This is a genomic window from Cellulomonas sp. ATA003 (assembly GCF_031582905.1).
GTDB lineage: Bacteria > Actinomycetota > Actinomycetes > Actinomycetales > Cellulomonadaceae > Pengzhenrongella.
Window position 1 is genome coordinate 1,194,046 of sequence record NZ_CP133990.1, and the last position, 20,044, is coordinate 1,214,089.

The 20,044-nt window shown below is 74.5% G+C and carries 16 protein-coding genes, 2 tRNA genes and 4 pseudogenes; 10 read left to right on the plus strand and 12 right to left on the minus strand.

What is annotated here, in order from left to right:
- Positions 1–195 precede the first annotated feature (195 nt).
- Genes REH70_RS20420 through REH70_RS20430 form a run of 3 tightly spaced genes read left to right on the plus strand, consistent with a single transcriptional unit; the run spans position 196 to position 1,663 of the window.
- Positions 196–798 carry a hypothetical protein gene (locus REH70_RS20420; protein WP_396134683.1) on the plus strand — a complete coding sequence of 201 codons (603 nt, stop codon included), beginning with the start codon at positions 196–198 and terminating at the stop codon, positions 796–798.
- A complete protein-coding gene (locus tag REH70_RS20425) occupies positions 762–1,247 on the plus strand; it encodes a hypothetical protein (RefSeq protein ID WP_396134684.1) in 486 nt (161 codons plus the stop codon). Before REH70_RS20420 ends, REH70_RS20425 begins: the two co-directional genes overlap by 37 nt.
- A gap of 50 nt (positions 1,248–1,297) precedes the next feature.
- Positions 1,298–1,663: a PQQ-binding-like beta-propeller repeat protein gene (locus REH70_RS20430; protein WP_396134727.1), complete on the plus strand. Its 366-nt coding sequence runs from the start codon at positions 1,298–1,300 to the stop codon at positions 1,661–1,663.
- Positions 1,664–1,738: 75 nt separating this feature from the next.
- Here REH70_RS20430 and REH70_RS20435 read toward each other — a convergent pair.
- From REH70_RS20435 to cysK, 4 genes and pseudogenes are all read right to left on the minus strand, one after another.
- Positions 1,739–3,049, minus strand: a pseudogene (locus tag REH70_RS20435) (DUF4214 domain-containing protein); the annotation flags it as partial.
- Between the two features lie 160 nt (positions 3,050–3,209).
- A pseudogene (locus tag REH70_RS05960) lies at positions 3,210–4,243 on the minus strand (LLM class F420-dependent oxidoreductase).
- Between the two features lie 38 nt (positions 4,244–4,281).
- Positions 4,282–4,866 (minus strand): serine O-acetyltransferase EpsC, encoded by a 585-nt coding sequence (gene epsC / locus REH70_RS05965; RefSeq protein WP_310753174.1) that lies wholly within the window; start codon positions 4,864–4,866, stop codon positions 4,282–4,284.
- A 53-nt stretch (positions 4,867–4,919) separates the two neighbouring features.
- Entirely contained in the window at positions 4,920–5,855 is a 936-nt protein-coding gene (gene cysK / locus REH70_RS05970) for a cysteine synthase A (protein ID WP_310753175.1), read from the minus strand.
- Positions 5,856–6,395: 540 nt separating this feature from the next.
- Between cysK and REH70_RS05975 the strand changes: the two genes are divergently transcribed.
- A complete protein-coding gene (locus REH70_RS05975) occupies positions 6,396–6,908 on the plus strand; it encodes a hypothetical protein (protein ID WP_310753177.1) in 513 nt (170 codons plus the stop codon).
- Between the two features lie 31 nt (positions 6,909–6,939).
- On the opposite strand, the gene cls is transcribed toward REH70_RS05975, so the two are convergent.
- The 8 genes and pseudogenes from cls to REH70_RS06020 all read right to left on the minus strand — a co-directional run bounded on the left by cls (position 6,940) and on the right by REH70_RS06020 (position 14,409).
- The gene (gene cls / locus REH70_RS05980) at positions 6,940–8,394 is read right to left on the minus strand and encodes a cardiolipin synthase (protein ID WP_310753179.1); all 1,455 of its coding nucleotides are present in this window, start codon (positions 8,392–8,394) and stop codon (positions 6,940–6,942) included.
- 174 nt (positions 8,395–8,568) lie between these two features.
- Positions 8,569–8,772 carry a hypothetical protein gene (locus REH70_RS05985; RefSeq protein ID WP_310753181.1) on the minus strand — a complete coding sequence of 68 codons (204 nt, stop codon included), beginning with the start codon at positions 8,770–8,772 and terminating at the stop codon, positions 8,569–8,571.
- A gap of 382 nt (positions 8,773–9,154) precedes the next feature.
- Positions 9,155–10,273: pseudogene (locus REH70_RS20440) on the minus strand (S8/S53 family peptidase); the annotation flags it as partial.
- A gap of 126 nt (positions 10,274–10,399) precedes the next feature.
- Positions 10,400–11,281, minus strand: a complete 882-nt coding sequence (locus REH70_RS06000; RefSeq protein WP_310753187.1) for an alpha/beta hydrolase — start codon at positions 11,279–11,281, stop codon at positions 10,400–10,402.
- Positions 11,282–11,663: 382 nt separating this feature from the next.
- The gene (locus REH70_RS06005) at positions 11,664–12,623 is read right to left on the minus strand and encodes a phosphotransferase (RefSeq protein ID WP_310753189.1); all 960 of its coding nucleotides are present in this window, start codon (positions 12,621–12,623) and stop codon (positions 11,664–11,666) included.
- A gap of 334 nt (positions 12,624–12,957) precedes the next feature.
- Positions 12,958–13,028: transfer RNA gene (locus REH70_RS06010), tRNA-Gly, on the minus strand.
- A gap of 86 nt (positions 13,029–13,114) precedes the next feature.
- Positions 13,115–13,759 carry a DUF305 domain-containing protein gene (locus REH70_RS06015; protein ID WP_310753191.1) on the minus strand — a complete coding sequence of 215 codons (645 nt, stop codon included), beginning with the start codon at positions 13,757–13,759 and terminating at the stop codon, positions 13,115–13,117.
- Positions 13,756–14,409, minus strand: a complete 654-nt coding sequence (locus REH70_RS06020; RefSeq protein WP_310753193.1) for a DUF3105 domain-containing protein — start codon at positions 14,407–14,409, stop codon at positions 13,756–13,758. The genes REH70_RS06015 and REH70_RS06020 overlap by 4 nt, the downstream gene beginning before the upstream one ends.
- 246 nt (positions 14,410–14,655) lie before the next feature.
- On the opposite strand from REH70_RS06020, the gene REH70_RS06025 reads away from it, so the two are divergent.
- The 6 genes and pseudogenes from REH70_RS06025 to REH70_RS06050 all read left to right on the plus strand — a co-directional run bounded on the left by REH70_RS06025 (position 14,656) and on the right by REH70_RS06050 (position 20,014).
- Positions 14,656–14,729 (plus strand) — tRNA-Pro (locus REH70_RS06025).
- 57 nt (positions 14,730–14,786) lie between these two features.
- Positions 14,787–15,434: a DEAD/DEAH box helicase gene (locus REH70_RS06030; RefSeq protein WP_310753195.1), complete on the plus strand. Its 648-nt coding sequence runs from the start codon at positions 14,787–14,789 to the stop codon at positions 15,432–15,434.
- A complete protein-coding gene (locus tag REH70_RS06035) occupies positions 15,431–15,679 on the plus strand; it encodes a hypothetical protein (RefSeq protein WP_310753196.1) in 249 nt (82 codons plus the stop codon). The genes REH70_RS06030 and REH70_RS06035 overlap by 4 nt, the downstream gene beginning before the upstream one ends.
- Positions 15,619–17,223: pseudogene (locus REH70_RS06040) on the plus strand (ATP-dependent helicase C-terminal domain-containing protein); the annotation flags it as partial. The gene REH70_RS06035 and the pseudogene REH70_RS06040, both read left to right, overlap by 61 nt.
- A 375-nt stretch (positions 17,224–17,598) precedes the next feature.
- Positions 17,599–19,116 (plus strand): trigger factor, encoded by a 1,518-nt coding sequence (gene tig / locus REH70_RS06045; protein WP_396134728.1) that lies wholly within the window; start codon positions 17,599–17,601, stop codon positions 19,114–19,116.
- Between the two features lie 286 nt (positions 19,117–19,402).
- On the plus strand, positions 19,403–20,014 hold the full coding sequence (locus REH70_RS06050; protein ID WP_396134729.1) for an ATP-dependent Clp protease proteolytic subunit: 612 nt from the start codon (positions 19,403–19,405) through the stop codon (positions 20,012–20,014).
- The last annotated feature ends 30 nt before the right edge of the window (positions 20,015–20,044 follow it).

The following is a 20,044-nucleotide window of genomic DNA, read 5'->3' on the forward strand; positions in this document are numbered from 1 at the left end:
ACCGGCAGCGGGTCCCGACCGGCATGAGCAGCGCCATGGTCGCGGTGGTGCGAGCCGTCATGGCGCTGCCTCCTCTCCGAGAATGTCAGATGCTGAGACGGATACGTTCAGCAAGTGGGAACACGGCCGACAGTAACCCCGGACCTGCACGGGGGCAAAGCGGTGCCCGCCTGCTGGACGTGCCACGCTGACGGGATGACGCGCAGGGACGAGCCCCGGCTCGTCGAGGTCGTCCTCGAGGAGGGCTCCCCGACGGACGGGGCGCCCCCGCGCGGCGCGCCACCGGCCGGACCGGGCAGCACGCCCGACGACGGCGTGACGGCAGCCGGGCCTGGGCGGCGACGGCCGCGGCCGCGCCGGCCCCGGCGCCGGACGGTCCTCGGCGGCGTCGCCCTCGTGCTCGTGGTCGCCCTGCTCGGGCTGGCCGACGTCGTCGCGGAGCGTCGCGAGGCCGCGGCGCTCGCCGCCGTCGCAGGCGTCCCGGGCGTGGTCATCACGCTCGGTGATCGGCTCGATGAGCAGTGGCGGCTGCCGCGGCGTTCGGCCGTGACCGCGGCGCCCGGGCGGGTCGTGACGATCGAGGAGGACACCCTCGTCGGGCGTGACGCCGGGACAGGGGACCGTCGGTGGTCCGTGCCGCTGCCCGGCGCGGGCGCGTCCTGCCCCTCACCGTCCCGTCACCGGACGACACGGGGCGCCTGCTGTGCTTCGGCGTCGGGGGGCGCGGCCGGGCGGTCGGTGACCGGGTGTCGCTGCGCGCCGTGGACGCCGCGGACGGCACGGTCCTCGCCCCGTTGACCGGGCCCACCGCGCTCCTGACCGGGGACGCCGCCGAGCACGACGTCGTCCTCCTGGGCGTCACGGACGGCCGGCTCACGATCGCCCGCCACGAGCTCGTCGGCGGGACGGAGCGGTGGCGGACGCCGCTCGAGGGCCTCCGGGTCCCGCGCGGGCCGGACGGCCCCCGCGTCCACGCCGACGCCGCCGTCGTCGCCGTCGAGGACCGCACCGGTGTGGTCCTCGACGCCCGGGACGGGCGCGAGCTCGGTCGCTGGGAGAGTGACCGAGCGGGCCGCGGTGCGCAGTCCGTCCAGGTCGTCAGCCATCCCGGCGTCGGCTTCGGCGTGTGGTCCTCGCGCGCGGTCGGCCGGTGGCACGCCCCGGACGGCACCCCGGTGCCGTCCTCCCGGGCGAGCCGGTGGAGGCAGAGGTGGACGACGGCAGCGCGCCGGACGTGGTGCTGGTGAGCGCGGAGGACGACGAGCGTCTGCGCGGCCTCGACGTCGGCTCGGGTGACGTGCTGTGGGACCGCCCCGCCCCGATTCGGGTCCTCGTGCGGATCGGCGGGCGCCTCGTCGTGCACGGTCACGGCACGATGGAGTCCTGGGACGTGCGGACCGGCGAGGTCCTCTGGTCGACCCCGCTGGAGAGCGGTGAGGACCCCGCGCTCAGCACGCCGCTCACCGACGGCGTGCGGGTCGCCGTCCCGGGGAGCGCCGACGGCGCGCTGCACCTGACCGTGTTCCGGGTCGCCGACGGCGACCGCCTGTGGCGCAGCGGCCTGCCGGCCGGGGCCGAGCGGGTCATCGTGCTCGGGGACCGCCTCGCAGCGATCGGCCGTCTCGGTGCGGACTCGTTCGAGAGCGTCGTCGTCCTGGGGTGAGCGGTGCCGTGCGCGGATGGCGCGCCGGCGCGACTCACCCCGGTAGTTCTCGGCCTTGAGGTAGTACTCGGCGCTCGCCACGATGCTGGCGATGATCTGCTCCGTGCGCACGCCGTTCTGGATCGAGGAGACCCACGTGCGCTGGCCGGCGGGATCGATGCCCCGCCCCAGGAGGTGCTGGTAGTAGCCGTCGACGACGGTGGTGAGCCGCTCGGTGGAGATCAGGAACCCCATGGCCACGGCCTGCCGGCTGGTGCCCTGGCTCAGCCTGTCGACCCACCCCTGGATCTCGGCCGGCGCGGCCTCGCGCGACAGCACGTGCCGGTACAGCATCTGCACCCAGCCGGCGTCCGTGGACCCCGCCTTGCCGTAGTACTCCGGCGATGCCAGGAAGCCCGACTCCATGGTCTGGATCGTCGAGCCGCGCACCATGTGCTGCAACCACCCTGCCAGGCCCGCCGGCTCCGCCGAGCGACCGAGGAACTCGCGGTACGCACCGTTGATGAGGCCGGAGCGGTACTCGGTGGACGACGTGATCGAGTCCGCCACGGCCGTGCGCGGCACCCCGCTGGTCAGCGCGGTGGTCCAGGTCGTCAGGCCGGACGGGTCGACCTGACGGTTGAACAGGTGCCCGTACACGAGCGCGACGTACCGCCTCGTCGTGGCCTCGGTGGGGAGCGCCGTGCCGGTCCACCAGGAGGTCCGCTGGTAGGCGCCGTTCCAGCTGAGCGAGATGTGGACGTGGTCGGTGTGGGGCTGGGCGCCGGTGTAGGGCTTCCACCCCGAGCTCGCGCTGGAGTTGTTCCAGATCCGCTTGTTCCAGATGACGTACATCACGCCCAGGCGCCGGGCGTTGTAGGCGACCTTGCCGTCCGGTCCGACGGCGGTCAGCCAGGCGACGAACGCGTCTCCGGCCGCCTTCTGCGCGGGGTTCGCGACGTTGACCGCCCAGTCGACCGCCCGACCCTCCTTGTGCTCGCTCGTCCCGCCCACGGTGCAGCCCCGGGCGATGCCCGCGTTGCGGCCGATCTTGTAGTGGGCGAGCAGCATGTCGATGACGTACTTCGCCCCCGGCTTGACCGTCGGGTCGCAGGTGCTCTGGCCCTGGTAGGGGACGTAGGCGTCGACGGGGTGGGGGGCCGGCGCGGGCGCTGTGGGCCCCGGGGGAGCGGGGCAGCGTGTGCGGGTGCGACACCCCCGGCTATGCACAGCACGGCGAGCGTGACGGCCAGGACCCGTCGTGCCATCGAGCGGGACGGGTCGGTGAGCGGTCGCATGTGTCTCCAAGTGGTCGCCGTGGGATGCGAGCTGGCGTGCGCGGCCGGGTGGGTGGCCCCGCCGTGCGGGCGTCGGGCGAGGTGACGCCCGGGTCTGCACGTTCCCCATCGGACACGGTTCGGGCAGGTGTAGAGGAAAGGGACGAAAAGATCCGCGCCGATCCACGGGGCGGTTCGACGGCCGGTCCGACGGCTGGTCCGACGGCTGGTCCGACGGGTGGTCCGACGGGTGGGTGGCCCGGCGGGGCGCGAGGGCGCCGTCGGTGCGGTCACACGTCGGCGAGCACCTCCGCGACCGCGGGGAGGGTGCGCGGGTCGGTCTGCACCAGCAGGGTGGTCACCGCGGTCGAGCGCCACGACGGCAGCTGGGCGCGCACGACGTCCGGCGGGCCGACGAGGGCGACGTCCTGGACGAGCTCGAGCGGGACGGCCGCGGCCGCCTCCGCCCGGCGGCCGGCCAGGTAGTGCGCCGCGATCTCGTCGCACGCCTCGGCGTAGCCGAGCCGGTCGAGGGCGTCGCGGTGGAAGTTCGCGCCGGGAGCGCCCATCCCGCCGGCGTACAGCGCGATGAACGGCCGGACGACGTCGGCCGCCCGCTCGACGTCGTTGTCCAGCACGATCGGCACGGTCGCGGTGACCTCGAACGCGTCGACCGGGCGCAGCGCGCCGTCCCGCCGGGCGAAGCCGTCGGCGAGTTGCTCGCGGAACGTCGCGTCCATCCGCGGGGAGTAGAACAGCGGGAGCCAGCCGTCGGCGACCTCGGCGGCGAGCGCGATGTTGCGCGGCCCCTGGGCCGCGAGGTGGATCGGCAGGTCGGCGCGCAGCGGGTGCACGGTCGAGCGCAGCGCCTTGCCCAGCCCGGTGCCGCCGGGGTACGGCAGCCGGTAGAACTCGCCGTCGGCCCGCACCGGGGCCTCGCGGCGCAGCACGTCCCGCACGACGGCGACGTACTCGCGGGTGCGGGCGAGCGGGCGCGGGTAGGGCTGGCCGTACCACCCCTCGACCACCTGGGGGCCTGACGCGCCGAGCCCGAGCGTGAAGCGCCCTCCGGAGAGGTGGTCGAGCGTCAGCGCGGCCATCGCCGCGGCGGTGGGGGTGCGCGCGGAGATCTGCGCGATCGCCGTGCCCAGCCGGACGCGGGTGGTGCGCGCACCCCACCACGCGAGCGGCGTCAGTGCGTCGGAGCCGTACGCCTCGGCGGTCCACACCGAGTCGAAGCCGAGGCGGTCGGCGGCGACGACGGCCTCGGCCGCGCCCGGGGCGGGCCCGCCGACCAGTAGCCGGTGTGGTACCCCAGACGCATCGCACGCTCCCTCGCGTCGCCGCGGGGAAGCACCCCGCTCAGATGTAGATCGCCGGGTCGTCGACGTCCACGGCATCGGGCAGCGTACGTGGCCGCGGGCGCACCCGGGCCGGGACGCCGACGGCGACGGATCCGGGCGGGACGTCCGCGATGACGACGGCGTTCGCGCCGATCTGCGCCCCGTCGCCCACCCACACCGGGCCGAGCACCTTGGCGCCCGCCCCGACGACGACGCCGTCGCCCAGGCTGGGGTGCCGCTTGCCGCGGCGCATCGCCTTGCCGCCGAGCGTCGCGCCGTGGAACAGCACGACGTCGTCGCCGACCTCGGCGGTCTCCCCGACGACCACGCCCATGCCGTGGTCGATGAACAGGCGCCGACCGATCCGCGCGCCGGGGTGGATCTCGATCCCGGTGGCCGCCCGCACCGCCTGCGACAGCAGGCGGGCGGGCAGCCGCAGGCCGGGCTCCCGCCACATCCGGTGCGCGACCCGGTACCCCCACACCGCGTGCACGCCGGGGTACCCGAGGGCGACCTCGGCGAGCGACCGCGCGGCCGGGTCGCGCCGGACCGCGGCGTCGAGGTCCTCGCGGAGCACGCCGAGGAAGCGCCGGAGCCGGGTCACGGGAGGGGCCCGGTCATGGCAGGAGCCGTGTCATGGGTGCGCTGTCCGCCCGCTCAGTCGAGGAGGTCGGCGTAGAGGATGGAGGACAGGTAGCGCTCGCCGTACGACGGGATGATGACGACGATCAGCTTGCCCGCGTTCTCGGGGCGGTGCGCCACCTGCACGGCGGCGTGGATCGCGGCGCCGGAGGAGAGCCCGACCAGCAGGCCCTCGCGCTTGGCGGCGTCCCGCGCGACGGCCACCGAGGTGTCGGCGTCGACGTCGATGATCTCGTCGTAGACGGCGGTGTCGAGGATGTCCGGGACGAAGTTGGCGCCGATGCCCTGGATCTTGTGCGGGCCGGGGGCGCCCCCGTTGAGGATCGGGGACTCGGCCGGCTCGACGCCGATGATCTGCCCGCCGGGCTTGCGCTCCTTGAGCACCTGGCCGACGCCGGTGATGGTGCCCCCGGTGCCGATGCCCGCGACGACGATGTCGACGGCGCCGTCGGTGTCGGCCCAGATCTCCTCGGCCGTCGTGCGGCGGTGCACCTCGGGGTTGGCGGCGTTGGCGAACTGACGCGCGAGGACGGCGCCCGGGCGCTCGGCCGCGATCTTCTCCGCCTGCTCGACGGCGCCCCGCATGCCGCCGGAGCCCGGGGTCAGGACGAGCTCGGCGCCGTAGGCGCGCAGCAGCGCGCGGCGCTCCTTGGACATGGTCTCGGGCATCGCGAGCACGACGTCGTACCCGCGGGCCGCGCCGACCATGGCCAGGGCGATGCCGGTGTTGCCGCTGGTCGCCTCGACGATCGTGCCGCCCGGGGGCAGCTCGCCGGAGGCCTCGGCGGCGTCGACGATCGCGACCCCGATGCGGTCCTTGACCGAGCTCGCCGGGTTGTAGAACTCCAGCTTGCCGACGACGGTCGCGCCGGCGCCCTCGGTGAGTCGGTTGAACCGGACCAGCGGGGTGTTGCCGACCAGTGCGGTGACGTCGTCGTAGATGCGAGCCATGTGTCCTCTTCCGGAAAGGGGCCGTGGGCGGCCCGGGTGTGCGGGAGCGTGCGGGGCTGGGGGTGGAACGCCGTCCGGCGACCGGGGTGTTCCCCGGGCTCTCGAACGGGTGGTGCGCGTGATGCCGGCGGTGCCGGCCCGGTGCGCGATCCGGTGCGCCCCTGCGAGCGAGGTGCGCCGTGCGCGGTGCGGCTCGGCGGGGCCGGGCGAGCTGTCGGCGCGGTGCGCGCCGAGGCGGGGCGAGCGCCGGCCGTCGTCAGTGGTGACGAGGCGCTGGGCCGGCGCTCCGACGACAGCGACAGGGCACCGGCGCGACCAGGGCGCGGGTGAGCGGAGGCGTGACCAGGGAGATGACCGGGGTGGTGCTGCGGCGCTCCACGGCTCGTCCTCTCCTTTGCGTACTCGTCGTCCTGGTGCCGGTACCGGCTGCGGTGACCGTAGCGGCCCCGCTCACCGGGTGCCAAGACGGGGCCTCACCGCACGCGATCGCCGCGGCTGGGGCAGGCTGGTCCCTGCAGGTCCGACGACGAAAGGCTCAGCATGAAGCGGCTCGTGACAGCGACGGCGGCAGCTCTCCTCCTCGGCGGGTGCACGTCCGGCGGCACCGGTCATCTCGACCCGGAGATCTCGCCCGACCTGATCGGCCCGCGTTCCACCCAGGAGCCCGAGACGACCACCGCGCCCGAGGACGAGGACGGAGCGGGCGTCCAGACGCCGGCCCCCGGTGCGGGTGCCGGTGCGGCGAACGACGTCGAGGCGGCGTTCGCCGAGTCCTCCGGCTCCGAGACCTGGTACGGCGAGGTCCAGAGCGTCGACGTCGACGAGTTCACGGTGGTGGTGTCGACGTCGCTCGACGCCGGCGACGCGGACGCGGTCGAGGTCTGCGAGGCGGCGTTCGCGGCCGCCGGGGACACCGGCATCGCGTCGCCGATCGTCGAGGTGCGGGACAGCGGCGGGCAGAGCATCTCCGAGCGCAGCGAGCCCGCGGGCGACGAGGGCTGCTCGAGCGACGAGCCGGAGCCGACGGCGTCGGCGAACCCGGGGGACAGCTGACCGTCCGGCGCGGCGTCGCTCGCGCTCGCGGCTACTGCACCGCGGACGTGAGGCGGGCGAGCCCGTCGACGACCCCGTGCCCGAACGACCGCCGGGACCACTCCTCGAGGGTGAGCTCGCGGGACACCGCGCGGTAGGAGTCCTCGAGCGCGCGCAGCTGGTCGGCGAACTCCCGGCCGCACGTCATGAGGGACACCTCGAGGACGAGCCCGAACGAGCGCATGTCCATGTTGGACGACCCCACGACGGTGACGTCCTCGTCGATGCTCAGGTGCTTGGCGTGCAGGATGGACGGCGCCGGGTAGAGGTGGAGCCGCACGCCCGCCTCGAGCAATGCGCGGTAGTAGGAGTGCTGGGCGTGGAAGGTGACCCGGTGGTCCCCGGTCTCGCCGACGAACATCTCGACGTCCACGCCCCGGCGTGCCGCGGTCGTGATGGCCATGAGCAGCGACTCGTCCGGGACGAAGTACGGGCTCGTGATGCTCACCCGGCGCTCCGCGCGGTAGATGAGGCTGTTGAACAGCACGAGGTTGTTCTCGACGTCGAAACCCGGGCCGCTCGGCACGACCTGGCACAGCAGGTCCCCGGCCGGACGCAGCGCGTCCGGCCCGCGCTCGCGCTGCGGCTCGAGCAGCTCGTCGGTCTCGCTGAACCAGTCGGTGACGAACAGGCCGTCGACCTCCTGCACCGCGGGGCCGGTCAGGCGCACCAGCAGGTCCCGCCACACCAGCCCGCGGCGGCGGTTGGCGGCCCGGTTGTAGCCGGGGTCGATCATGTTGAGCGACCCGAGGAAGGCCTGCTCCCCGTCGACGACGACGAGCTTGCGGTGATTGCGCAGGTCCGGGCGCTGGTAGCGGCCCCGCAGCGGCTGCACCGGCAGCATGAGGTGCCACTCGACCCCGGAGCGGTCGAGCTCCGCGAGCGTCGCGCGGTACCCGCCGTACCCGCGTGAGCCGAGGTGGTCCAGCAGCACCCGCACCCGCACGCCCCGCGCGACGGCGTCGGACAGGGCCGCGAAGAAGGGCGCCGTCGTGGTGTCCAGGCACAGGATGTAGAACTCGACGTGCACGTAGTGCCGCGCGCCGCGCACCGCCTCGACGAGGGCGGCGAGCTGGTCGTCGGTGCCGGTCAGCAGGCGCGCGTCGTTGTCGCCGAGCAGCGGCATCGCACCCAGGGTGCGGTTGAGCCGGGCGATCGAAGGCAGCCACGGCGGGGTATGCGCGTGCTGGTCCCGGACGGCGACGTCCGGCACGACGGCGCGGGCCCGCGCGTCGATCCGTGCGTCCATGGTGCGCTGCTTGGCCTGGCGCCCGCGGGGCAGCTTCGGGCTGCCGATGACGGCGAACACGAGCGCCCCCAGCACGGGGACCAGCACGAACAGCAGGATCCAGGCGAGGGCCGACGACGGCCGCCGCTCCCGGGGACGACGACGAGCGCGACGAGCAGCAGGGCCAGCTCGAGGGCCAGGAGGAGCCCGGTGGCCCATGCGCCGAGGGACCACCACTCCAGCCGCACCGATGCTCCCCGTCGTCGTCCCGCCCGGGTCGCACCCTAGGGGCTGAGCGGCGGGCCACGCACGTGAGAAGGCCGCACGTGAGGACCTCGGGCCCGTCGCGGGGGTGCGCCGCGCGCGACGGGCCGCCGCGCGGCCGGCGGCGCCTCACACCGGGACGTGGACCGCCCGCTGGAGCGTGCGGGACGCCGTGGCACGGCACACGGTGCGGATCCCGTCGAGGCGCGTGGGGCGATCGCGCATCTGGAGACCCGCGAGCGACCTCGCGTCGACGTGGAACAGCAGCGAGCACAGCTCGGCCATGAGCAGATCGGGATGCGGCTGGTCGGCCATGCCGAGCTCGGTCAGCACGGCGTCGGTCGACTCCGCGTCCCGCAGGTGCAGGACGTCGGCCAGGACGCCGGACCAGTGCCCGAGGTCGTCCCTCCGCCGCGGTGGCGTCCTGGGGCCGCCGCCCGCCGGGAGGGGCGGCCAGCAGGGCCTCGACGTCGAGGATCCCCGCGCCGAACCGGTCCTGGCGCCAGGCGGTCAGCGGCCGGACGAGGTCGACGAAGCGGACGTCGTCCGGCCCGGGGCTCGGCAGGGGGTCGGGGCGTCGGGCCGTCGTGCGCAGGAGCTCGTGGAACACGTGCTGCAACGGCGGCCCGTCCCGGTACCGCGCGCGCAGGTGGTCCCGCCCGTGGTGGCTCACCCAGAGCGCCGCCGCCCCCGCGACGTGCGGGGTCGCGTACGAGGTGCCGGACCCCGCCCGCACGACGGGCGTCCGGCCGTCACGGGAGAAGTCGGCCACGGACACCCCGTGGCCGGGCGCGGCGACGTCGATCCGGGGCGACGCCGTCGTGTGCCGCCAGGGACGATCCGTGCTGGTCGTGGCCGCGACGGCGATGCAGTCGCCGTACGCGGCGGGGTAGACGCAGGCGGGGAACCGCTGGCCGGCGGCGGCGACGACGATCACGTTGGCGTCCCAGACCAGGCGCGTGAGCGCGTCATGCAGCAGGACCGACGGGATGCCGCCCAGGCTGATCGTCACGACGTCGACCTGCTCCAGGCCCGCGAAGTGGGTGAGCGCACGGGCGAGGAGCTGGTCGGAGAACAGGATGACGCCGTTGGCGCAGCGCGCCGGGACGAGCACCGATCGGGGTGCGATGCCGGCGATCGTCGTCGTGCCCGGCCCCGGGTCGCGCCCGCCGGCGATGACCGACGCCGTGGCCGTCCCGTGCCCGTCGAAGGGGTCGAAGCGCAGCACCGGGTCGCCGGCATCCGGTGACCCGTCGAAGGCGTTGAGCGCGCGAGCGAGGTCCCACGTCTCCGGCGCGATCGCCGGGTGCGGCGCCCAGCCGGTGTCGGCGTGCCCGATCGTGACGCCCTCCCCGGCGGGCCCCGCACCGGGCCGGGGCGCTCGGACCGCCCCCTGCGACCAGTGACGGACGTCGGCCGAGCGGGGAGGAGCCCGGCGGCCAGCGGGTCCCCGGGCCGCACCGTGCCCTCGACCGACCCGGAGATCCCGGGCGCAGCCCCCACGATCCGGTGCAGCTCGTCCCAGGCGTCCCGCGTCCGGTCGACCTCGAGGTCGACGACCGTGCTGGTCGCCGCGAGCCGGTCCGTCACCGGCGGGCCGACGTGGTCGGGGGCACCGTCGTGAGCCGTGACCGTTGCGCTGGGTCCGAGCCCGGGCAGCGGGACCGCCGCCGCGCGATCGTCGGCGTAGAGCGAGATCCGCACCACAGCACGCACCACCCGGGACGAGCGAGGCCCTGACGTGTCCGTCACTGTACGCGTGGTCGTTCAGCGCGAGAAGGGCACCGAGGACGCGCGTCCGCGAGGGCGTCCGTAGGGTCGAGTGGTGGCGCACCTCGGTGACCAGGACGTCCTGCGACGGATGACGGCTGAGCGCGGGTTGCCGGCACCTCCGTCGGGCTCTGGCAGGCCGTACGGAGGACCCGTCGGGCTCGGGCGACCGCTGGCGGGGCGGAGATGTTCACCCCGTGTCAGCGTGGCGTTCCAAGAACTCGAAGACTCGGTGCGCGGTCTCCACCGGGTGGGTGGAGGCGACGAGGTGTCCGGCGCCGGTGATGGTCTCGCTCTGTGCATGTGGGAGCACCGCCAGCGTCTCGCGTCGCATGCGCTCGAAGATCGGCCAGGTGTCCGCGCCCCCGATGTACAACACCGGGCAGGTGATCCTCACCGCCTGCGCAGAGTCGAAATCCCAGGACTGAAGTGCCGGGACGTCGTGCCCGAAGAATGTCGCCGCGTCCCGCTCCAGCGCGGACACGGAGCCGGCATGGGCCCCGTCGAGCTCGACCCGCCAGTGGGGACCGGTGAGCATGGTCATGAACTCGTCGAGCGCGACCGCTGCGCCCTGCCGTCGGAAGGTGTCGAAGAGTCGGGCGTTGGCGGCGCGAAACTCCGGCGAGCGACCGGGTGGAGCCTCGATGGCAGTCACCGTACGAGTCTGCTCGGGAGCCATCGACGCGAGGGTCATGGCCACCGCCGCGCTGTAGCTGGCGCCCAGGACGTGCGCCGGTGCGATGCCCAGTGCGCTGATCAGGTCCCGGCAGTCGGCGGCATCGCGTGCGATCGATGCCTCACCGTCGACCGGGCTGCTCCGGCCGTAGCCGCGGCGGTGGTAGTGCAGCGAGCGGTGGCGCCCGAGCCTCGCCACCTGCCCAGCCAGCGGGCGCAGCTCGTCAGCGTCGAGGGCGGTCTGGATGATGACCACCGGCTCGCCGGCCCCGACGGCGTCGACCTCCAGGCTGATCCCACCGACCTTGACGCAACGTGACCGGTGCATAGGCACACGGTTGCCGGTGTACGGGCCGCTCCACAAGGCCGATGCAGGTTTCCGCGCACGCTCGAACACAGCAGCAGATCTGGGCGAGCGTCCGGGGGTGGTGTGACGCGCTCGTGGAGCACGGCGCGACCCGGTGGCTGACTGCTCGGTGGCTCTTCCTTCTCACGTCGCTCCTGGGCCTGGGCCTCGTGGTGGGACTGCGAAGGCTGGCACCGCCGGGGCGGGCGGCGCTGGCCGACTGGTCCGCCGCAGTCGGAGGACTCGGCTTCGCCGCTGTCGCTCTCGACCAGACCAGGCTCATCGCCCACGTCTCCGGACTCGTTCAGGCGCTCGCGCGCCTCCCGTGGATGAGGTGGCCTGATCACATGCGCCCTCAGCCCAGCTCCCAGCCCCAGCCCCGGGCCGCACGGGCTGGGTACGTGAAGATCCGGTGCTGGAGATGCCCCGAGCCTCAGGTCCCCAGGCGGGGCGTCATGGCGCGGGCCACATCGAGGAGCTCTCGAAGCGACCTGCGGGTGTGTGGATCGTCGAGCACCTCGCTGATCCAGGCGTTCGAGTCCGCGCGGTCGGGGGAGCGGTGGTTGGGCTGCGACCAGTCCATCGCCGCCATCTCAGTGATGTGCCCGAGCTGGGCTATGAGCATCGAGAAGTGCCCCGGCCGGTCGACCTGTCCCGAGCCGCCGGCGTCGTGGTAGGCCGCGATCAGGGCGCGCGCTCGACCCGGATCGGAGCGCCCGAACTCGAACAGCACGCATGCGAGCTCCTGACTCGGATCTGCCGATCCGCTGTTCTCCCAGTCGATGACGCAGAGCCCGCCACCCGCCGTGGGCAGCACATTGTCGGCCCACAGGTCGCGGTGGCATGTGCGTACCGTCCCGGGCGGCTCGATCCAGTACTCGAGCGCGACCAGCTCATCGCGCAGCTCGGCGAGCCGACCGGCGAACGGTGCGCCGGCGGCGCGCGCCTGCTCGACCACCTCGTCCCAGCGACCAGCGCCGACCGGCTCGCAGTACCACGGGTGTACCGGCCGAGGGTCCTGAACTTCCACGCCGTGGAGACGGGCCACGACCGTGCCCACGAGCGCCGGGTCGAGAGCAGTGTCCGGGGCTTCGAGATCGACCCACTCGTACACCCTCACCTGCCGGCCGCCCACGTCCGCGACCACGTACCCGTCGGTCGTACGTCGGACCTTCGGTGTGGGCACGCCGGCGACGTACGCCGCTTCCTGAAACTCCGCCGACAGCCGCGCCTCGTCCTCCGCGGACTCGTTGAACGCCACCTTCACCGCCCAACGGCCATCCGCCGTGTCCAGGCGCCACACCACGCCCTGTTTGCCTCGCGCGACAGGACCGTCAGACAACCTCGCCCCGCCGCCGAGAGCGAACTGTCGGGCGACCTCGGAAGCGTCCACGTGCCTACTGGAGCACAATCCCCATCGAGCGCGTCACTCCGGCATGCCGCGTGATGGCGACCGACATCGAGTCCGCATCTCGGTGGGGCGCGAAGGAGATGGCGCCCACGACCCCGGGGTCAAGAGCGTCGGGGCCACGCTGGACCCGGCTGCAAGCAGTCGCCGTTCCCGCCGATCCAGGCGTGGGTAGGACCGCTGGCGCACTGACGGGCGTGGGCGCGCCCGGCGCGCTCGGCGTCCAGCACGGGTCTGCTCGACGGACGCCGGGTGACGCAGGCGAGCGCGAGAAACCCCCACGCCGTTCGTGCAGGTGGCGTGGGGGTTTCGGTGGTTGAGCGGGTGACGAGAATCGAACTCGCGTAGCCAGTTTGGAAGACTGGGGCTCTACCATTGAGCTACACCCGCGTGACCGGTCGAGCCGGTCGGCGGCACCAGGGTAGCGGGTCCGCGGCGGGTGTCCCGTCACGGCCCGGTCCGGTCGGCCGCACGCGTCAGCCGGTCGGCCCCCCGCGCTCGGCGAGCATCGTCTCGAGCACCTGGATCTCCGCGTCCTGCGACCGGACGATGGCGTCGGCGAGGTCCCGGACGTACCGCACGTCGACCCGGTCGAGCGCCAGCTCGGCCATCTCCACCCCGCCGCGGTGGTGCGGGATCATGAGCTCGAGGTAGATCCGCTCCGCCTCGACGCCCTCGGCGTCCCGCAGTCGCGCCAGGTCCTCGCTGCTGACCCAGCCGGCCATGGCGGCGTACCCCGTCGGGGCGTCCGGGTCCCCGGACCCGCCGCCGTGGTCGTGGTCGTCGCCGGCCCACGCCATGGGCTCGCCGGCGCCGGACTGCGGCAGGTCCCACACCTCGAGCCACCCCGTCATCTGCCCGGCCTGGTTCTGCTGGGTCAGCAGGATGTCCAGCGCCACCGTGCGGAGCTCCTCGTCGTCCGTCCGGTCCCGCACCAGACGGGACAGCTCGACGGCCTGGCCGTGGTGCGCCTGCATGTCCCGCGCGAAGCCGGCGGCCGCGGACGTGTCGGCCGGGACCGACAGCTCCGACGGCCGCAGCAGCACCGACCCAACCAGCACGCCGAGCGCGAGGGCGGCCGAGGTCAGCAGGGCGACGACGGCGGCGACGCGGCGGCTCACTCAGGCGTCCCCGTCCCGCCGGAGCAGGCCGCGCCGGGCTCGGGCGTCTGGTCACCGCGCACGTACTTGCGCAGGAAGACGTCGAGGCGCTCGTCCGCGGCGTCGTCGAGCTGGAGCTGCAGGCCCCAGGCGCTGGCGACGACGGGCGTGGGGACGCCCTCGTACGGTGAGACGAGCACGTAGTTGTTCGACGCCGCCTTCGCCTCCAGCGCCTCGACCTGGTCGGCCGGGAGCGTGGGGTCGTAGGTGATCCAGACGGCGCCGTGCTCGAGGGAGTGCACGGCGTTCTCGTCGGCGACCGGCTCGCCGTAGACGCCGCAGTTCTGCCACACGGCGTTGTGGTCGCCGCCGACCGGGGGGACCTGCTCGTACTCGACCGTGGTCGACACGTGCGAGTTCCCGAGTCCCTCGAACTCCTCGACGCCCTCGATGTCCTGCTGCGCGGCACGCTCGATGGCGTCCTCCTGCGCGTTGTTCTCCGACTCCTGCCCCAGCACGATCACCAGGGTCACGGCGACCAGCGCGAGGACGATCACGCCGACGACCGCCGCGATGATCGTGGTGCGACGCCGCTCGGCCTTGCGCTGCGCCGCCTGCATGGCGGCGATGCGGGCCTTGCGCTCGGCGGTCTCGGCCTTGCGGTTGCTCACGTCGGGCTGCTCCTCGTGCTGTGGCCGGCTCGCGGCGCGCGGGGTGGTACCGGTGGGGTGGGTACCGGTGGGTGTGCCCGGTCGGGCGGTCCAGTGCGGCAGAACGTACCGACGCGCCGAGGAGTTCCCGGTGGTCGAGACGGTGCCTGCGGGAGGTGGCGGGCGCGGACGGGCGTCGCGCTCCCACCCCGACGGTAACGCGCGCGGCGGGCCGGACGGGCACGGCCACTAGACTCGGCCGCGCCACGGGCTGTGGCGCAGGTTGGTAGCGCGCTCGGTTTGGGACCGAGAGGTCGCGGGTTCGAATCCCGCCAGCCCGACCCTGTCGCACCGGTCCGGTGCGTCGCCCCGGCGGTCACGGCATGGAGGTGCACGCGGTGACCGACGACGCGCTGCGGCGTCTGCTGCGGGACCCGCCCGACCTCCCCGTCGCCGCCGGACTGACCGAGCTCGTCCGTGCGGTGCGGTCCCACGGCACCGCGGTGCTGCTGGCCCCGCCCGGCGCCGGCAAGACCACGCTCGTCCCACCCGCGCTCGCGGCCGCGGTCGACGGCAGGGTCGTGGTCACCCAGCCGCGACGCCTCGCCGCCCGTGCCGCGGCCGGCAGGCTCGCCGCGCTGCTCGGTGAGCCGGTGGGCGCCACGGTCGGCTACGCCGTGCGGGGCGACCGCCGCAGCGGCCCCGCCACCCGCGTCGAGGTCGTCACCACCGGGGTGCTGCTGCGCCGGCTGCAGCGCGACCCCGAGCTGCCCGGAGTGGGCGCCGTCGTGCTCGACGAGGTCCACGAGCGCCACCTCGACGCCGACCTGTGCCTCGCCCTGCTCGTCGACGTCCGCGCGCACCTGCGCGAGATCCCCGTCGTCGCGATGTCGGCGACCCTCGAGGCCGGACGGACCGCAGCCACGCTCGGTGGCCCGGGCCCGGGCCCGTCCCCGGTCGTGGAGGTCCCGGCGTCCCTGCACCCCGTCGAACGGGTGTGGGCGCCGCCCCGCGCGGGGTGCTGCCCTTGGACGAGCGGGGCGTGACCCCGGCGTTCCTCGACCACGTCGCGGCGTCCGTCCGGCGGGCGCTGCGCGAGAAGGACGGCGACGTGCTGGTCTTCGTGCCCGGTGCCGGCGAGGTCGGCGGGATCGTGCGCCGGCTCGGGGAGTGGACGCGGACGTCCGCCCGCTGCACGGACGGCTCGACCCCGCCGAGCAGGACCTCGCGCTGGCCGCGGGGCCGCGCCGCCGTGTCGTGGTGTCGACCGCCGTCGCCGAGTCGTCGCTGACGGTGCCGGGCGTGCGCGTCGTCGTCGACGCCGGGCTGGCGCGCGAGCCCCGCACCGACCACCGCCGCGGACTGGCCGGCCTGGTGACCGTGCGGGTGAGCCGCTCCGGTGCCACGCAGCGCGCCGGTCGGGCCGGCCGGCAGGGGCCCGGTGCGGTGTACCGCTGCTGGTCGCCGACCGATCACACCCGCCTCGAGCCGCACGCCCGGCCCGAGATCGCCACCGCGGACCTCACCGCGTTCGCGCTCGAGCTCGCGTGCTGGGGCAGCGCCGACGGCGCCGACCTGGCGCTCCTCGACCCGCCGCCCGCGCCGGCCATGGCGGTGGCCCGGCGCACGCTCACCGCCCTGGGGGCGCTGACCCCGGGCACCGACGAGGCCGGCGGCGCGGTCACCGCGCGGGGGCGCGTCATCGCCGGGGTCGGCGCCGACCCGCGGCTGGCCCGTGCCCTGCTCGACGCCGCCCCGGTGGTCGGGGCACGCCGCGCCGCCCAGGTCGTCGCGCTGCTCGGCGAGGACGTGCGTGCCCCCGGCGCCGATCTCGCCGCCGCCCTGCGGGACGTCCGCCGCGGCGGGCCGGGCGCCGCGGCGTGGGCGCAGGCCACCCGGCAGCTCCTCACCGCCCTGCCGGACGACGCCGGCGGCACCGTCGTGCTGCCGCACGGGGAGCGGCTCGGTGACGACCACGCCGTCGGGCTCGTCGTCGCGCTCGCCCACCCGGACCGCATCGCGCACCTGCGACCGGGCGGGTCGGCCTACCTCATGGCCTCGGGGACCGGCGCCGTCCTGACCGGGCCGTCGCCGCTGACCGGGACGCCGTGGCTCGCGGTCGCCGACGCCGACCGGTCCACCGGCCGCCGCGACGCCACGATCCGGGCCGCCGCGCCCCTCGACGAGGACCTCGCCCGCCGCGCGGCCCCCGCGCTGCTGACCGACGACGACGTCGTCGAGTGGGTCGACGGCCGCGTCGTCGCGCGCCGCGTCACCGCCTTGGGCGCGATCGAGCTCTCCGCCACGACCCTCACGCAGCCGCCGCCCGCGCTCGTCGCCGAGGCGGTCCGGACCGGACTCGCGCGGGACGGTCTGGCGGTGCTCCCGTGGTCCGCGGCAGCGCTCGCGCTGCGCCGTCGCCTCGCCTTCCTGCACGCGGCGCTCGGCGACCCGTGGCCGGACGTGTCCGACGACGCCCTCCTGACCGACCTCGCGCAGTGGCTCGGCCCCGAGCTGGGGCGCATCCGCCGGACCGACGACCTGCGACGCGTCGACGTGATCGGCGCGCTGCGCCGCCTGCTGCCGTGGCCCGCCGCGGCGCGGCTCGACGAGCTCGCCCCCGAGCGCGTGACCGTGCCCAGCGGCAGCGCGGTGCGGGTCGACTACGACGCCGACCAGCCGGTGCTCGCGGTCCGGCTGCAGGAGACGTTCGGGTGGCGGAGCACGCCCCGGCTTGCGGACGGCCGGGTGCCGCTGCTGCTCCACCTGCTGTCCCCGGCCGGACGCCCCGCCGCGGTGACCGCCGACCTCGGCTCGTTCTGGCGCACGGGCTACCCGCAAGTGCGGTCAGAGCTGCGGGGGCGGTACCCCAAGCACGCGTGGCCCGAGGACCCGACCACCGCACCCCCACGCGGGGCGCGCGCCGCCCGCCCGGCGCGGCGTCGCGCTGACCATCCGGCGCGGCGTCGCGCTGACCGAGGCCGACGGGCGCTGACCGGGCGCTGGCCGGGCGCCCGGGCATGCTTTGGCGGCCCGACGGGGCGGTGGCGTAGCATCGACGCCGTTGCGCGAGCGGTTCGCCATGCCCGCACGCGCCGGCACGTGCGGCTGGGGCGGGGTGATCACACCCGGTCGCCGCGACGCCGCACCGAGAGCAGACCTGCCGCCGGCACCCCGGCACAGCCACCCGAGCAGTTGGAGACCACTGAAGTGAAGAGCGCCGTCGAGTCCGTGGACGCCACCAAGGTCAAGCTGACCGTCGAGGTGACGTATGACGAGCTCAAGCCGAGCATCGACCACGCCTACTCCCACATCGGCAGCCAGGTCACGGTCCCCGGCTTCCGCAAGGGCAAGGTGCCGCCGCGCATCATCGACCAGCGGGTCGGGCGCGGTGCCGTGCTGGAGCACGCCATCAACGACGGCATGCAGTCGTTCTACTCCGGTGCGGTGCGCGAGAACGCGCTGCGCCCGCTGGGCCAGCCGCAGATCGAGATCACGCAGGTCCCGGACCTGTCCGACACCTCGTCGTCGCTCCACTTCACCGCCGAGGTCGAGGTGCGCCCGGAGATCGAGCTGCCCGCGCTCGACGGCCTGACGATCACGGTGGACGACGTCGAGGTCTCCGACGAGGACGTCGCCGGTCGCCTGGACGCGCTGCGCGAGCGCTTCGGCACCCTCGTCGGCGTCGACCGCCCCGCGGCCGAGGGCGACTTCGTCGTCGTCGACCTCACCGCCAAGGTGGGCGACGAGGAGGTCGACTCCGTGAGCGGCGTGAGCTACCAGATCGGCTCCGGCAACATGCTCGAGGGCCTCGACGAGGCGCTGACCGGCCTGTCCGCCGGCGAGAGCACCACGTTCACCACCGCGCTCGCCGGTGGCGAGCACGCGGGCGAGCAGGCCGACGTGTCGGTCACCGCGACGTCGGTCAAGCAGCGCGACCTGCCCGCCGCCGACGACGACTTCGCCCAGCTCGCGAGCGAGTTCGACACCCTCGACGAGCTGACCGCCGACCTGCGCGAGCAGGCGTCCGGCGCGAAGGCGTCCAACCAGGCGGTCCAGGCCCGCGACCTGCTGCTCGAGCAGCTCCTCGCGGCCGTGGAGATCCCGGTCCCGGCCGGCGTCGTCGAGGCCGAGGTGCACCGTCACCTGGAGTCCGAGAACCGCCTCGAGGACGACGAGCACCGCGCCGAGGTCGCCGAGCAGGCCGCCACCGCGCTGAAGAACCAGATCCTGCTCGACACCCTCGCGGAGAAGCTCGAGGTCCGCGTCGACCAGAACGAGCTCCTCGAGTACCTCGTGAGCGCGTCGCGCCAGTACGGCATGGACCCGAACACGTTCATCAAGACGGTCGACGAGCAGGGCCAGGTCCCGGCCATGGTCGCCGAGGTCGCCCGCTCCAAGGCCCTCGCGCTCGCCCTGCGGCAGGTCACCGTGACCGACGCCGCCGGCACCGCGGTCGACCTCTCCGACTTCATCGGCTCCGACGCCGACGACGAGGCGGCCGAGGCCGCCCTCGCCGACGCGGAGGACGACGCGGACCTGGACGAGGACGACGTCGAGCTCACGGCCGAGGAGAGCGCCGCGCTCGCCGACGCCCAGGCGAAGATCACCGAGGCGTTCGCGGCGCGCACGGGTGCCGCCACGACCGACGACGCCGACGCTGCTGCGACCGACGCTGCCGCAGCCGACGACGACGAGTCGGGTGACGCCGCGGCCGCCAAGGCCTGACGTCGTCCGCACGCCGGGGCCCCGCACCGCACGTCGGTGCGGGGCCCCGCGCGTTTGCGGCAGAGCGCGGCGCCCCGCAGGGGGTGCGGCAGTGCGCCGGCCGCCCGGCGGTGGCGTCGGCGGCGTCGTCCGGGAGCGGCGTGCGCCATCAGCGAAAACGTCCCGCCGCCGCGCGGGCGTGTCGGTGCCCCGGGTTAGGGTCGCTGCACAACGCAGGTACCCGGTGGCGTCCACACGCCCCGGGGACGAGAAGCAGTCAGACGAGGGAGCTGTGGTGAACGAGCAGATGCCGATGATCGGGCGGGCCGACGGTGCCGGCCTGGGTCTCAACGACTCCATCTACAACCGACTGCTGCGCGAGCGGATCATCTGGCTGGGCTCGGAGGTCCGCGACGAGAACGCCAACGCGATCTGCGCCCAGATGATGCTCCTCGCGGCGGAGGACCCCACGAAGGACATCTTCCTGTACATCAACTCGCCCGGCGGCTCGATCACGGCCGGCATGGCGATCTACGACACGATGAAGTTCATCCAGCCCGACGTCGCGACCGTCGCGATGGGCATGGCGGCCTCGATGGGCCAGTTCCTGCTGTCCTCGGGCACCAAGGGCAAGCGCTACGCCACGCCGCACGCCCGCGTGATGATGCACCAGCCGTCCGGCGGCATCGGCGGCACGGCCACCGACGTGCGCATCAACGCGCAGCTGATCATGCACATGAAGTCCGTCCTGGCCGAGCTCATCGCCGACCAGACCGGCAAGTCCGTGGAGCAGATCCACGCCGACTCCGACCGGGACCGCTGGTTCACGGCCCCGGAGGCGCTCGAGTACGGGTTCGTCGACCACGTCGTGGCCCACGCCGGCTCGGTCGCCGGCGGCGGCGGCACGACCGCCTCCTGACCCGACCCGTCGACCCCACCCAGAACAGGG

Bases quoted from the DNA above. Each gene is read 5' to 3' on its own strand.
- cysK (WP_310753175.1), bottom strand. From the start codon at position 5,855: ATGGCTCGCATCTACGACGACGTCACCGCACTGGTCGGCAACACCCCG.
- REH70_RS05975 (WP_310753177.1), top strand. From the start codon at position 6,396: ATGAAGCGGCTCGTGACAGCGACGGCGGCAGCTCTCCTCCTCGGCGGG.
- cls (WP_310753179.1), bottom strand. From the start codon at position 8,394: ATGGGCCACCGGGCTCCTCCTGGCCCTCGAGCTGGCCCTGCTGCTCGT.
- REH70_RS20420 (WP_396134683.1), top strand. From the start codon at position 196: ATGACGCGCAGGGACGAGCCCCGGCTCGTCGAGGTCGTCCTCGAGGAG.
- REH70_RS06050 (WP_396134729.1), top strand. From the start codon at position 19,403: ATGCCGATGATCGGGCGGGCCGACGGTGCCGGCCTGGGTCTCAACGAC.